The sequence below is a fragment of the Pantoea stewartii genome (assembly GCF_011044475.1).
Classification (GTDB): Bacteria; Pseudomonadota; Gammaproteobacteria; order Enterobacterales; family Enterobacteriaceae; genus Pantoea; species Pantoea stewartii.
On sequence record NZ_CP049115.1, the window covers coordinates 2,771,869 to 2,786,005 of the forward strand.

General features: G+C 54.5%; 7 protein-coding genes. All 7 read right to left on the reverse strand.

The features are described from left to right. Positions 1-25 precede the first annotated feature (25 nt). Positions 26-1,315 carry a dicarboxylate/amino acid:cation symporter gene (locus G5574_RS13235; protein ID WP_172677667.1) on the reverse strand — a complete coding sequence of 430 codons (1,290 nt, stop codon included), beginning with the start codon at positions 1,313-1,315 and terminating at the stop codon, positions 26-28. A 215-nt stretch (positions 1,316-1,530) separates the two neighbouring features. After that, positions 1,531-3,540, reverse strand: coding sequence for a biofilm formation regulator HmsP (hmsP, locus tag G5574_RS13240; protein ID WP_164482735.1), 2,010 nt, complete (start codon positions 3,538-3,540; stop codon positions 1,531-1,533). A 186-nt stretch (positions 3,541-3,726) separates the two neighbouring features. Beyond that, the gene (locus G5574_RS13245; RefSeq protein WP_033737323.1) at positions 3,727-4,734 is read right to left on the reverse strand and encodes a family 8 glycosyl hydrolase; all 1,008 of its coding nucleotides are present in this window, start codon (positions 4,732-4,734) and stop codon (positions 3,727-3,729) included. 9 nt (positions 4,735-4,743) lie between these two features. Beyond that, positions 4,744-5,190: a cellulose biosynthesis protein BcsD gene (gene bcsD / locus G5574_RS13250; protein ID WP_039339205.1), complete on the reverse strand. Its 447-nt coding sequence runs from the start codon at positions 5,188-5,190 to the stop codon at positions 4,744-4,746. Next, positions 5,190-8,996: a cellulose biosynthesis protein BcsC gene (locus G5574_RS13255; RefSeq protein ID WP_058701523.1), complete on the reverse strand. Its 3,807-nt coding sequence runs from the start codon at positions 8,994-8,996 to the stop codon at positions 5,190-5,192. Before G5574_RS13255 ends, bcsD begins: the two co-directional genes overlap by 1 nt. 11 nt (positions 8,997-9,007) lie before the next feature. Further along, entirely contained in the window at positions 9,008-11,980 is a 2,973-nt protein-coding gene (gene bcsB, locus G5574_RS13260; protein WP_164482736.1) for a cellulose biosynthesis cyclic di-GMP-binding regulatory protein BcsB, read from the reverse strand. Beyond that, positions 11,977-14,085, reverse strand: a complete 2,109-nt coding sequence (bcsA, locus tag G5574_RS13265; RefSeq protein ID WP_006121414.1) for a UDP-forming cellulose synthase catalytic subunit — start codon at positions 14,083-14,085, stop codon at positions 11,977-11,979. The genes bcsB and bcsA overlap by 4 nt, the downstream gene beginning before the upstream one ends. Positions 14,086-14,137: the final 52 nt, after the last annotated feature.

Here is a 14,137-nt window from a genome sequence, read left to right on the forward strand (position 1 = left end):
GAGAGGATTAAATCACATTCAAGGATTAAATCGTGGATTCAGACGGGTCTTTTGCGCCATTTTTGCCCGCTAATGTCTCACCCAACTGTTTTTTATCCAGTTGATCAACCCATTTCGCGACCACAACGGTTGCTACGCCATTACCTACCAGGTTCGTCAGCGCACGGGCTTCTGACATAAAGCGGTCGATACCCAAAATCAGCGCCAGGCCGGCGACGGGTAAATGTCCCACTGCCGACAGTGTTGCAGCCAGAACAATAAAGCCGCTGCCTGTAACGCCCGCCGCCCCTTTAGAAGAGAGCAGTAATACCACCAGCAGGGTAACCTGATGGAAGATATCCATATGCGCATTTGTTGCCTGAGCAATGAAAACGGCCGCCATCGTCAGGTAGATAGAGGTACCGTCCAGGTTAAAGGAGTAACCTGTGGGAATGACCAGTCCCACCACGGATTTCTTACAACCCAGCCGCTCCATCTTATCCAGCATACGCGGCAGCGCCGATTCGGATGAGGACGTCCCCAGAACAATCAGCAGTTCTTCTTTAATGTAGGCAATGAATTTGAAGATGCTAAAGCCACCGAAGAGGCGGGCAATCAGCCCCAGCACAACGACGACAAACAGCACACAGGTAATATAGAAACAGATAATGAGCTGGCCAAGCTGCACCAGTGAACCTACGCCATATTTACCAATGGTAAAGGCCATGGCACCAAAGGCCCCGATAGGCGCCAGGCGCATAATCATATTGATAATGCCGAAAATGACCTTTGAGAAGCTCTCGATCACATTGAAAATCAATGTGCCCGTGTTGCCCAGACGATGCAATGCGAAGCCAAACAGCACGGCAAACAGTAATACCTGCAGGATATTGCCACTGGCGAAGGCGCCAATCACGCTACCCGGAATCACATCCAGTAAAAAGGCCACAATGCCTTGCTGCTCAGCCTGTTGCGCATAGATGGCAACCGCTTTGGCATCCAGCGTCGCAGGATCAACGTTCATTCCCGCGCCAGGTTGCACAACGTTAACGACGATCAGGCCGATAATCAGCGCAAGGGTACTTACGATTTCAAAGTAAAGCAGCGCAACCGCACCGGTGCGACCCACGGCTTTCATGCTTTCCATTCCGGCAATACCGGTAACGACTGTGCAGAAAATCACGGGGGCGATGATCATCTTGATCAGTTTAACAAAGCCATCCCCTAGCGGCTTCATCTGCGTCCCTAAATCAGGATAGAAATGGCCCAGAAGCACGCCGATGGCGATGGCGACCAGAACCTGGAAATAAAGGCTTTTAAATAGTTTCATAAACAGGTATCCACTAACGAGAGGTAATGTTGTCGGATTTTTTATTGTGACTGTCTGACAGGGCTGGCAGGTCAGGCAGTGGACAGAAAATAACACTCTGTTTACGTGATTAATACAGGGCTGCAAAGTCAGGGGAAATGATAGGCGCGTAATTCTGAACTGAAACGCTTCAGCAAGGGGTTTTGTAACTAAATTTCTCGCAAAATCAAGGAATCAGGGCGTTATTCCTCCTCCAGGGCATTATCCAGCCATTGATGAGTAAATTGCGCCAGCGGCACGGCTTCAGAATAAAGATAGCCCTGACCAATCGTGATACCGCGGGCCAGCAGCCAGTCACGCTGTTCACTGGTTTCTACCCCTTCAGCAATGACATCCAGGTCAATAATGTCAGCAATGGCCGCCACGATACGCACCATCGTGTCGTCCTCAGGCAACGCGGCAACAAAGCTGCGATCCATTTTCAGTTTGTTAACCGGTAAGGCTTTAAACTGATGCAGGTAGTTAAGATTGGAATAGCCCATCCCAAAGTCATCCAGTGCAACGGCAACGCCGGTTTTTTGCAACATCCGCAGCAGGGAAATAGCCTGCTCAGCATCGCCCATTTGCGCGGTTTCGGTAATCTCCAGCACTAATGTGCCTGGCGCAATTGAATGGCGCGCCAGCAAGGATTGCAGATGATTCACAATGCTGACATCGCGTAACTGAACGGCAGAAATATTGATACTCAGCGGGACCCTCATCCCATGGCGCTGCCAGCCAGCCAGAATGCGGCATGCTTCTTCAAATACCCAGCGGCCAATCGCTGAAATCACCCCGATTTCTTCCGCGCTGGCGATGAACTCTTCGGGTAATCCGTACCGGCCGTCCGCCTGACGCATACGCAGTAGTGCCTCCGCACCCGCCAGCCTGCCGGTGCGCATATCAATCTGGGGTTGCAAATAGAGGGCAAACTGCTCGTCGTGCAAGCCCTGTAAGATATCGTGTTCCTGAGTTAAGCGCTTTTGCGCCCGTTCGGTGAGGGCGGCATCAAAAAACAGGATCTGATTTTTGCCCTGACGACGGGCTGACATCATTGCGGAGGTCGCACGATCCAGCATCTCATTAGCCCCCGTCGTTTCATCTTCTTCGCTTAACGCCAGACCGATACTGGCATTGGGTCGCAGTTGTAGCTGATGCAGAGTGACAGGCTGATTAAGGCGAATCATCAGATTGCGGGCCAGCCGCATCGCGCGAAAGGGGTTGCTGGCTGATTTCATCAGTAAGACAAAATCACTGGTAGCAGTCTGTGCCAGCAATGTCTGATCATCAATGGTGCTGCGAATTTTCTCGGCCAGCGTCAGCATCAACGTATCGCGCTGTTCATCACTGAGTACACCATTCGCTTCCTGCAGGGTTTCGATGCGTATCACCATCACACTAAAAGCATGGCGACGAGCGCGGATAAACTGTTCCAGTAAAGCTAAAAACAGCGCCCGATTCGGCAGATCGGTGACGTCGAAATGCGTTGTTAACCGACTCATCTGATCATGAATGGACTCAAGCACCTGCTGGTTGCGGTTATAGCTGCGAATCAGCATACCGATTTCATCGTCACGGTGATCGGCTGGCACAGACAGTTTGTGGGTCAGAATCGCCTGCGGTGGCAGTTCCTGTATTTCGCGGGAGATACGGCGCAGCGGATGCACCACCAACCGGTTTATACACCAGCTAATTGAAACGGACAGGATGAGTGCCAGCAGCAAATAGGTGATGATCATCGTGGAGAACGTGCTCAGAATAAACTGGTAAACACGAAATGAATTCGCCTGCAGTACCAGATAAGCCAGCGGCTTCGGTAAACCGGTATGCTCAACAGAGTAGAGCGGTAAGGTGATTTGCACCGGCAGTTCAAAGATTCTGGCGATCAGTCTGGGAACGGGTTTCTCGTTTTCGAAGTTCGCATGCAGCGCCTGGAACGCATTCGGCAGCACCACATCAGCACGCGACAAAATCCCGGCGGGTTTTAACGAATTAAGAATGCGTTCAGCCTGAGGGATGTCCGCTTTCAGCACCGCTTCAGACAGCGGCTGACGCACGGTATGCGCGATATTCTCCATCTGCTGGGCGTAGTCGATTCTGCGCTGTTGCACAAAATGAAACAGTTGGATAACGATAAAAATGCTGATGGTCACTGTCGCAATCAGCGAGACTGTCGCCATCTGTTTTATCGTCAGCGATCGGCTTACGCGCAAAAATTCACTCCCGGCTCGTGACGAGCGTAGACATCAGAAAAGAAAAGCGCGTCAAGTATATCCTATCGCAAGATGTATTTGTGGCTTAAGGGGGCGGAAGCAGACGAATCGGAATTGCGGTCACGTCAGTGACCATAAGAAAAGCGGCATGCCGGAACAGCATGCCGCAGAGCGGGCATCAGGCGCTTAGTGCTTCTCCTGCCAGGCTGTCCAGGTCAGCAACTGGAGGCTGGCAGAAAAGTAGTTCTGCCCGGGCGACAGCTTGTCGCTCAGGTAGCCGGTTTGGTTCAGCACCAAATCCCGTACCGCCAGTAAGCCGCCGTCCATATTATAAGGGGCCGCCGTATTGGCCAGAACATCAAACCAGGCTGGCGTATTCGTGCGACTATAACCTTGCCAGAGGCGCTGAAAGGGGCCCAGCGCCAGGCTTTGCGGATCGTACCACCAGATGTTGAGCGGGACGCGAATCGCGTCATAACTGAATCGGTTTGAATAGCCCACCGCTGGCGCAACGGAACCATCCGCATTCAGCGCTACCCAGTCCAGCGGCAGGTCGCTGTTGCCGAAATGCATTTTGCCCAGCAAGGCCATTCCACCGTCAATCAGCTTATTCCATACCTGTAGATGGCTGCGCTGGCCAAACTCCTGCCAGGCAACAAACAGAAAATAAGACGGGTTCAGCACCACATAGCTGTTTTTGTTGAAACCCTGCGCACCGGGCATCAACACGGTGTAACCGCCGAAATTCGCCACATCAAGTTTTACAATGGCACGCTGAATGCGGTCTGATTCCTGTTGGTAATCTGCGACGTTCCACTTTTGCGCCGCACGCTGTAACGCCCAGGCAATTAACACATCGCCATCAGAAGCATTGTTTTTATCCGCTACCGGATCCTGTGCTCCGGGAATATAGCGCCAGTAGAACAGATCGTTTTGCGGATTTCGCAACGTGGTGCGCGTCCATTTCCAGAGCCGGTCAAAAGCCGCGCGGTCATCGTAGGCGACCGCCAGCAACATGCCGTAACCCTGCCCTTCGGTATGGCTGACATTATTATTTCCCGTATCAATAATGCGCCCGTCTGACTGCAGGAAGCGGCTTTTGTAGGTATCCCACCCGTTGGCCATCGCCTGAGCACTAAAAAACATCACCATAAAACAGACCAGAATTCCTGACCACACTGACTTAAGTCTCATCAGAGCACCTTATTGATATCGGAAATGCAACGTATTGCCGTCATTAAGCTCCAGCGTCACCGGTACGGCTTTACTGCCGCCCTGTCCCTGAAGCCAGCCGGAGAAAAGCCCCGCGAGAATGGCAGCAAATGCCGTCTGCCAGTCGGCGGCAGGCTGATAACTGTCGCCTGCGGGTGCAGCGTGGTGCTTAATTAAGATGGCACTATCCTGCGGCTGTAACTGAACAAACCCCCAGTTGAAGCGGGCCAGTTGCAGGTTACATTCACGCTCCAGATCCTGCACGGTACGGGCTGCGGGCAACGCATAACGTGCCGCAAGTGATTCACCCATGTTATATAAAAAAGCCGTGGCCTGCTCCTGGCCCGCGTTGGCAATCATGCCTTCGACCAGAACGCTGACCAGATCAAACCAGCCAGGCTGATGTGGGTGGCTCGGCCCACTCAAAGCTTCACTCATTAGTTGTCTCCGAACAGGTAGCGGAAATAGAGCTGCGCGCTGCTTTCGTTATAATCACCAAAGGTGTCATAACCCAGTTGCCCGCCAATCGTGACATCTTTATCGATTTTATAATCGGCACCTGCATGCAGGTTGTAACCTACACCGTTTTTACTGTTGCCCTCGTAGAAGGCGCTTTTGACATGCCCGTTGGCGGCCAGCGCTTCCAGCTGTGCCTGACGGGACGGATCGTTCGGGAAGTACGCACTCTTATCCTGGCTGTAACTCTGGTAACCCAACGCGCCGCCAATATTCACCTTCAGGTCATCGAAGGTGCGCGTGAAGTCGATCGGGAAGGAGATGGACGCATAATCCTGCGGGCTAAAATAGCCACCCTGTCCGTAGCTGAAGTAGCTGAGATTTTTCGAGAAATCCATCCACGATAAACTCATACCGACTTTAAGTTCACGATCGTCAGCATGGAATGGACGAACATAGACGCCCGCATTGGCTTGCAGGTTGTTGTTACTGGCTACGTTTTCACCTACATAGCTGTAAGCGCCAGCTCCGACATACATGCCGGCGTCGCCATTATCGTAGCTCAGTAAGGCATTACCGCCGTTTTTGGTGACGTTCCCCCAACGCTTGCCGCTGGATTTATCTTCAGTCCCAACATAGGACAGCAGACTGTCAGTAATCGCACGCCGTTCCCCGGTCAGGATAAGCGTCAGGAAGTCCGTGATTTTGGGCGACCACTGCACACCACCGACCAGCGTATTCAGGTCCTGGCCCAGCGGCGTACTGCCTAAATCCACTTTGTAGCTGTCGCCCTTAAGTGCCAGGCTTAGCTCAACCCCTGAGGCCGTTTGCGAATTGGTCGAGGCCGTCGGCACGTCGTCCACTTTTGCGCCATTGGCCGCCACCACTTTGCCTTGTTCCAGCGCGTTGGTGCCGAAACGCCGCCATGCATCGCCCGCAGCGCTGCCCGCCGTCAGTGACACTGGCGTCATGGTAAAGTCGAACCGTGCGTCGCCGAACGGCACAGTTGAGAAAGTGAGTGGAGCTTTCGCTTCTGTCAGCTGACTCAGGCCCGACTCACCGTCACGTCCGCGTACCTGTACCGTGCCCTGTGCCCAGGTGCCCGTTTTTTCCTGGAGGGTTTCCATCATGGCATCAATATCATGTAACGTCTGAGCCTGCTGAGAGGGAACATTCGTCGTACTAGCCACGGTGGCATCCGGCGATGTGCCTGATGAGGCCGGCGCAACCTGCCAGGGCAATACCGTGCCATACGTCGACGGCGTGCGCCCAACAGGCGAGGTGCTGCGGTTCACAAATGGGTTGTCAGCGAGTGCCAGTCCGCCGATGGTTGGCGTGGTGCCGGGCTGCGCACCTTGCAGACCGATAATTTGTCCCCGCGCCGTTCGCAGATAACGCATGGCCTGGCTATGGTCGCCATTGGCTTCTGCCACCTGCGCGAGCAGCAGCTGACGCTGCGGCGTCGGGTCGGGCGTCAGGCCACGGGCCAGTTCATTGGCACGCTGCACATCGTTTTGCGCCAGGGCAACATTGATCGCGCCAACGCGCGCGTCCTGCGACGGCGTATCCTGCGTCATTAAGTAGTCATAGACGACGCCCGCGTCTTTATTCATTTTGCCGTCCTGATAGAGACGGGCCATGGCAAACATTAAATCGCGGTTTTGTGGATCGCGCTGCAGCGCGCCAATTAACTTATCGTACGCGGCGGCGTACTGTTTCTGCTGACGCAGACGATCCACCTCGTTAATCAAATAGCCTTCACGCAAGTCGGCCAGTTGCTTAGGCGTACTGCGTGCCTGCAGCGCAGGCGTGCTCAGAAAACGTTGTGCTTCACTCTCAAGTCCGGCCTGGTTCAGCACGGCCACCTGTGCAGCATAGTCACCGGCATTGCCCTGAACACCCCGTTGCATATTGCCACGCACGACCGCTACGGCACCGGCAAGATCGCCTGCTTTTGCCAGTTTCTGTGCCAGATTTCCCGCATCAACCGGATTATCCGGCGGGTTGACGGCAAGGGCTTTTAACGTATTCGCCGCTGCCGCATCAGATCCTTGAGCCAGATACTGATCGGCCGTGGCCATTTGCAGATTAAAATTTACCCGCTGTGCCAGTTCCCGCATATCACGCGTTTGTGCACTGGCGGGAATACGGGCCAGCAATGCGCTTGCCTGCTGCCAGGCACCACTTTCGCTGGCGTTTAACGCACCGGCATAAAGCTCAGCCGTGCTGGCGCCGTCGCGCATCACTGGCTGCATCACGCTCGCTGCCTGGATTGAATCACCTTGCTGCCGATAAAGTCGCGCCAGATCAAGGCGTAACCAGCCATCCTGCGGATAGCGCTGAATGCCCTGCTGCAAGGTGGCGATAGCCGCACTGATGTTGCCCGCTGCCACCTGCCGCTTCGCCAACTGGCGAACAGGATCGACGCTGCTGCCACGCGGCGCCACACTTTGTCTGACGCTTTCTGGCAGCGAAGCCAGTAATGTATTGGCCTCCGCAGTGCGATTCTGCTGGCGTAAGACATAGAACAGCCCTTCGCGCGCATTGCGGTTATCCGGATCGTTTTTTAAGATCGTGCGATAAGCCTGCTCAGCCTGCTCAGGTTGATTGCTTCGACGTAACACATCAGCGCGGAATAAGCCTGCTGCCACGCCTTTTTCGCCTTCCGCCTGAGTAAGGGGGGCGCTGATTGCCAGTGCCTGCGCACTGTCACCGTTTTTAAATGCCTGTTGGGCGTTGGCTAACTGGGCATAAAAACGCGCATCAGCAGCCTGCTTCTGCCGATCGGCGCTCTGATCGCCGCCCAGTTGTGCCGCGCGCTGCAAGTAGTCCGCCGCCTCCTGATAACGGCCTTCTCGTTGAGCCACATAACCCATGCCAGCCAGCGCATCCGCATCCTGGGGGTTCGCCTGCAGCACTTTGCCAAAACTGGTTTCTGCGCTGTTCACATCACCGCTGTTCAGCGCGCTAAAACCTGCCCCCTTCTCCGCGCCGCCGACATTTTTACGGTAATAGTCCATCACCGCAGTATCCTGGGGATGACGCTGCTGCCAGGTTTGGTAAAGCGGCGCATCTGAAGCCTGGGGCCCCAGCCATAAAAGTGCCTGGCGAAGAGAGCGATCGGCATCCTGATTGCCGCTGGCCAGTGTACTGAGCAGCTCAATCCCTTCACGTCGGGTTGAATCCTGATATGTCAGTGCTTTTCCCAGCGCCAGTCTGGCCCCCATATCCTGCGGATGCTGAGCCGAAAACTGGCGCAATGCTTCAATCGCCTGCGGCAGCAGGGCACGGTCACCCGCCATGGTCAGGTAATATTCCGCAGCAACGCTGGGGGGCGGCTCATTGCCGCTAAAGGTATTGCGCCAGGTTTGCAAGGCCGCCGCGATATTGCCACTCCGCGCCTGCTGGCGAGCCAGGGAGAGCTGTGCCTGAGGAATGCTTTGCAGCTGGCGAGCGTTATCCAGTTCAGCCAGGTGCGGATCGTTGGGCGAAACCTGGCTGAGGCGCGCACGGTACTGCATCGCGCCCGCATTATCGCCACTTTGCTGAGAATAGAGCGCCAGCAGGTAAAGTGCCTGGGTGTTATCAGGCTCCACCATTAACACTTTCTGCAGGGACGCCTTCGCCAGATCATCGTGCGCTTTTTGATGCCAGTAGGTTGCCTGATCAAATAACGCCTGCAGCGCAGGATTGCTGCTCTCCGCTGCCTGAAGCGGCAGAGATAAGGCGATTGTCCCGCCCAGCACTAACGCGCGACAGATCCCGGCACTGATTTGGTTTTTATTCATTATTATGGCCCTTACTTCTTACCGGCATCGCGATTATCATTTGCCTGCAGTCGACGCGAGGCATGTCGTTTCAACATGGCCCACGCGGCACTGCCCACCACGGCGGAAAACAGCAGTGCAGCCAGCGCCATTAATACCGAGTGCTGGTTGGCATACCATACCACCATCATGTACCACGGCATTTCCCCACTGGGAAACTGCGGCCCAACCCGGAAGCTTCGGATTCCATTCTCATCGGTAATAATGGCAGTATCGCCTCTTACCGCCGCATTAATGCGGGCAGAGCTGAGGTCACCATGTAATCTCAGCAACTGGTCGTCACTGGTAGCAACCGCCATCACGACCAGACGATCCGGGTTCCATGTCGAGCGGTAACTCAGAAAACCACGCCAGGACTCATTCGAAGAGAAATAGCGATCGGCATCCAGTGGTTGACGATACCAGTCACCCATCAGCCAGCTGCGCAGTTTTTCAAGCGTGGTCGGTTCTTTCACACCCAGCGCGCTGCCGTTAGCGTCATAAGGCGAGTTTTCGAGCATTGCCTGATTGAATGCGCTGTTTCCGGTCGTGCTCACGGCCAGTAAATCCGTTTGCTGAACCCGTGCCAGGTTATTGCCGCCGTTTGGCAGACCAAACAACACCTGATTCTGTGCCAGGACAACACCCGTCGCATTTCCCGCGCGAGCGGACAGATTTAACAGCGTGGAAATTTCCGCATCGCTGGGCTGCCCGGGCAGCAGTAGTGTGGTTTGTGAAAAGTCCGCCAGACGGGAAAACGGAAACGAAGCGCCCACAAAATAGGACAGGTTAGGCAACATGCTAAAGTGCCGCGTGTGACTCAGATCGATCCAGGAGTCCTCTTCAATTCGGCTCTTAATATTGTTGTTGAGTAACACGCCGCAGGGCGCATCCGCCTTGGGCTTAATATTAAAATAGAGCGCCAGCTGGTTATCGCCGTAAATCAGATAGGGATCGAGGTTAATCTGGTAATGCTCCTGACGCGCATCGCCACCCAGGCGGTGCCAGACGCTTTCCAGAAGCCCCTCTTTATTGACGGTCAGATTACGCAGGAAGGTTCCGTTCAGGGTGACATTAAGCAGTGAGTTTTTCTCATCAATCCAGGTCTCTGACGGAAAGCGGTAATGCAAATGGAGCGGAACCGTATCCCCATCCCACAAAAACAGATCGGGCGCTGCGCGGAAATTAACCCGCATCGCATCGTGCCAGATACCGGTTGCGGTAAGGCTTTGATCTTTGCGCAACAGCTGACCCAGACGGACAGGATGGAGCGTATTGATCCAGCGAGGCGCATCGTAAGGACTGCGACTGGCAATGGATTGCGGCTTAACCTGTAACATGCTGCCATCGGTAGTCAGGGGCTGGGTTGTCAGACGATTCGCGGCCTGGCGCAACTGATTTTCGTCTGCGCCACTCACCAGCAGCAGCTTATACACCGGATTGCCTGGATTATCGACCATTTGCAGGGTGGGCCCTGAACTGGCAGGAAAGGTCAGTGTGCCAATCTTGTCACCGGGATGACCAAACAAGATGCCGTTTTTTTCCGGCAGCGTACCGCGGACGACCGGGAAGCTGATGCCGCGGTAATCACTTTGAATGCCCAACCAGGATGCCACCAGCACTGCCGCAGTGACCGTGTCGGGTGAAACGCTGTTGGTAAAGGCAAACGTGACATCCGCTGCGGTCATACGTTGCGGGTCAATAAATGGCCGCGGGAAGTTACGCAGGCTGGTGCCAATATTTAACTGCTGGCCTTCAAGGCTCAACATCGTTTTGGGCAGAATAGTCACCTGATACTGTTCCGCACTGTCTTTTTCGCACAACAGCTTATCGGCGTCGTTAATTTTAAAACTCAGGTTGTTGTTGGACACGATCATGGCCGCCGGAATGTCCAGCTGGTAATCGCTTTCATCACTGTCGCCCGAACCTAACGGCAGCGTACCGAGCGGTTGGCCGTTTAACATTAACTGCAGAGAGGTATTACGTGCCGCCAGCGCCTGGGAAACGCGCAGCGACAGGTTAAGGCGTGCGTTGGTCACTACCTCATCGCCTGGCAACGTAAACAGGATACCCGATTGCAGTTGACCACCGGTCAGCGTAATCCCCTGCCGCTGCCCCATTTGCGCCACGCTCAGCGTGCTGCTGACGGGCTGATTGAGCATGCTGCTGGCCATCGCGGTCGCCGTAGCCTGACCCGGTGCATAAGGGGTTGCACCCGCCGCCGCTTCCAGGGCCGGTTCTGCGTTATCAAGCCCCGCCGGTGGCGGTACGCTCGACAGCGCGCTGCTGTCATGGGTGACGGTAGCAGGGCTGCTGGCAGACGGCGCAGCGGCTGTCCCGCCATTCGGCATCGCCGATCCGGAAGCCGCCTCATGAGTTGAGGTTGATACCGCAGGGTTCTCTGCCCCGGTGCTGGCTGCTGGGGCTGCGCTGTTATTCAGCCCGGCATTGCCGTCTGGCGCTGGGCTGTTGTTTGGTGTGGTATTGCTATCCGGTGCAGTCCTCATGATCGGGGCAGCACTGCTATCTGGCACAGGGCTGTTGTTGATTACTGCGTTGCTGCCAGGTGCGGCGCTGTCGTTGAGGGTGGTATTGCTATCCGGTGCAGTCCTCATGATCGGGGCAGCACTGCTATCTGGCACAGGGCTGTTGTTGATTACTGCGTTGCTGCCAGGTGCGGCGCTGTTGTTGAGAGTGGTATTACCATCCGCTGCAGTCCTCATGATCGGGGCAGCACTGCTACCTGTCGCAGGGCTGTTGTTGATTACTGCGCTGTTATTCGGCACCGCGCCACTTTCCGGTGCCGCGCTGTTGTTTAACACCGCATTGCTGTCCGTGGTCTGGCCGTTATTTACCGCAGTAAGGCTGGCGTTATTACCAGCAACAGGCGCCTCTGCCGACGCCGGCAGAGCCCACAATGCAGCCGAAAGCGACCCTGCAAGCATCGACTGTATCAACATTCTCATACTGCACTGTCCTCTTTCACCGCCACGTTTTGCGCTCCGCCTTTACGTTTCTCACGGCGATCTAACCAGGTCAGCCAGAACAGTTCGAAAACAGTACGAATAATGGTACCCAAAGAAGTAAGGGGGTTATCTTGCTTATATTCAGGCTGAATCCATGCATCCGCTCGCGCCAGTACCACACGCACCAGTTCGCGACGACGCGACAGCGGCATTGCGCCAAAGCTGAGACGAATGCTCTCTTCATCGCCGGAAATTTTGCTTGCCGGGATAGTAATCGTGCCGGATTTCAGCAACAGATCGATCTCTTCAATCGTGTCATGCTCATGACGGTTATCCGGTGCGTCCAGATGCGCGCCTCCCATTGAGAGATCGCTGGTCATAGTGCGCGAGGAAATACCGCTGGCGTAATGAATAATGGCCGGAATCTGCACCTCGATACGAATCGTTTTTCGTACCTGCTTGGTTTCACGCGCGACCGCAATCGCGGCCATTAAAATAATTAAGCTGAAGATCGCCCAGCCTACGTTAAGGGCAATCACGTAAGGATCGACACCAAAATAGTCATGCATCGTCGCACGCACGATACCCGCTACGATGCCAATGCTGAGCAATAGCGCAACGATGACGTGCGGGCGAACAATATGGAAATCGAAGAAGCCCTGATCCAGTACGCCGCCTTTGTCCGTTACGTTAAATTTGCCATGCTTAGGTGACAGCAATGTCAAAATCGTCGGAATCACCAGGTGGAAACACATGACGGTTTCATAAATTTCCCCCCAGAAGGTGTAGCGGAAACGGCCATTCATACGCGAGTTTACCGACAACGACAGCACCAGATGAGGCAGGACATAAGCAAAAATAAGCGATGCTGACGAATGGATAATATTCAGATTGAACAACAGATAAGCCAGCGGGGCGGTCAGGAAGATGACGCGCGGCAGACCAAACTGGAAATGCAGCATGGCATTGAGATAGCAAAGCCGCTGTTGCCACTTTAAGCCACGACCCAAAAGTGGGTTATCGACGCGGAAAATCTGCGTCATTCCGCGGGCCCAGCGGGTACGTTGTATTACGTGCAGGCCCAGACGTTCAGTCGCCAGGCCTGCAGCCAGAGGAATGGCCAGAAAGGCCGATCCCCACCCACGACGCTGCATTTTCAACGCCGTATGGGCATCTTCGGTCACCGTTTCGACGGCGAAACCGCCAATCTCTTCCAGCGCAGAACGACGAATGACGGCACAGGAACCGCAGAAGAAGGTCGCGTTCCAGTTGTCATTACCCTGCTGCACCGGACCATAGAACAGCGCACCCTCATTAGGAATGCTGCGCGCTGCTCGCAGATTGCGTTCAAAAGGATCGGGCGAATAAAAATAGTGCGGCGTCTGTAACAGCGCCAGCTTAGGATCTTTCAGGAACGGGCCCACCGTTGCCTGTAAAAATGTGCGGGTCGCTACGTGGTCGCAGTCAAACACGCAAATCAGTTCACCTTTTGTGATCTTCATTGCGTGATTAAGATTACCGGCTTTGGCATGGCTGTTATCGTCGCGCGTGATGTAGCCCACACCCACGTCGGCCGCGAATACAGCAAACTCCCGGCGTTTTCCATCGTCAAGCAGGTAAACCTTTATCTTGTCACGCGGATAGTCAATGCACTGTGCGGCCAGAACAGTGTCACGTACGACATCAAGACTTTCATTATACGTGGGGATATAGACATCAACCGTTGGCCACAGGCTGGTGTCCTCCGGCAGGGGTTCAATCGTTCGCTTTAATGGCCATGTGGTTTGCAGGAAGCCGAGTATAAGGATCAGCCAGACATACAGTTCCGCAATATATAAGCCAATGCCAAGAATCGCTTCGATTTCAGAATTAAAATACAGTGTTTCCGTCGTCCGCCACCATATATAGCGGGATGACATCAGGGCAGAAAGAATAACCATCACTACCGTTATTTTACGGCTTTTACTGAACCCCAATAAAAACACCATACCAATGCTAATCAAGCCAAAAATATACTGTTTTTGACTATCCATCGGCGTGATAATAATCACCGCAGCAACAGGTGCAAGCACCAGCAGCAGCAGGTAAAACCCAAGTTTACCCATGACCCACCCTGAAAGAGCTGTTTTTTTTAACCTGCCGGAGCAGGTCATTACA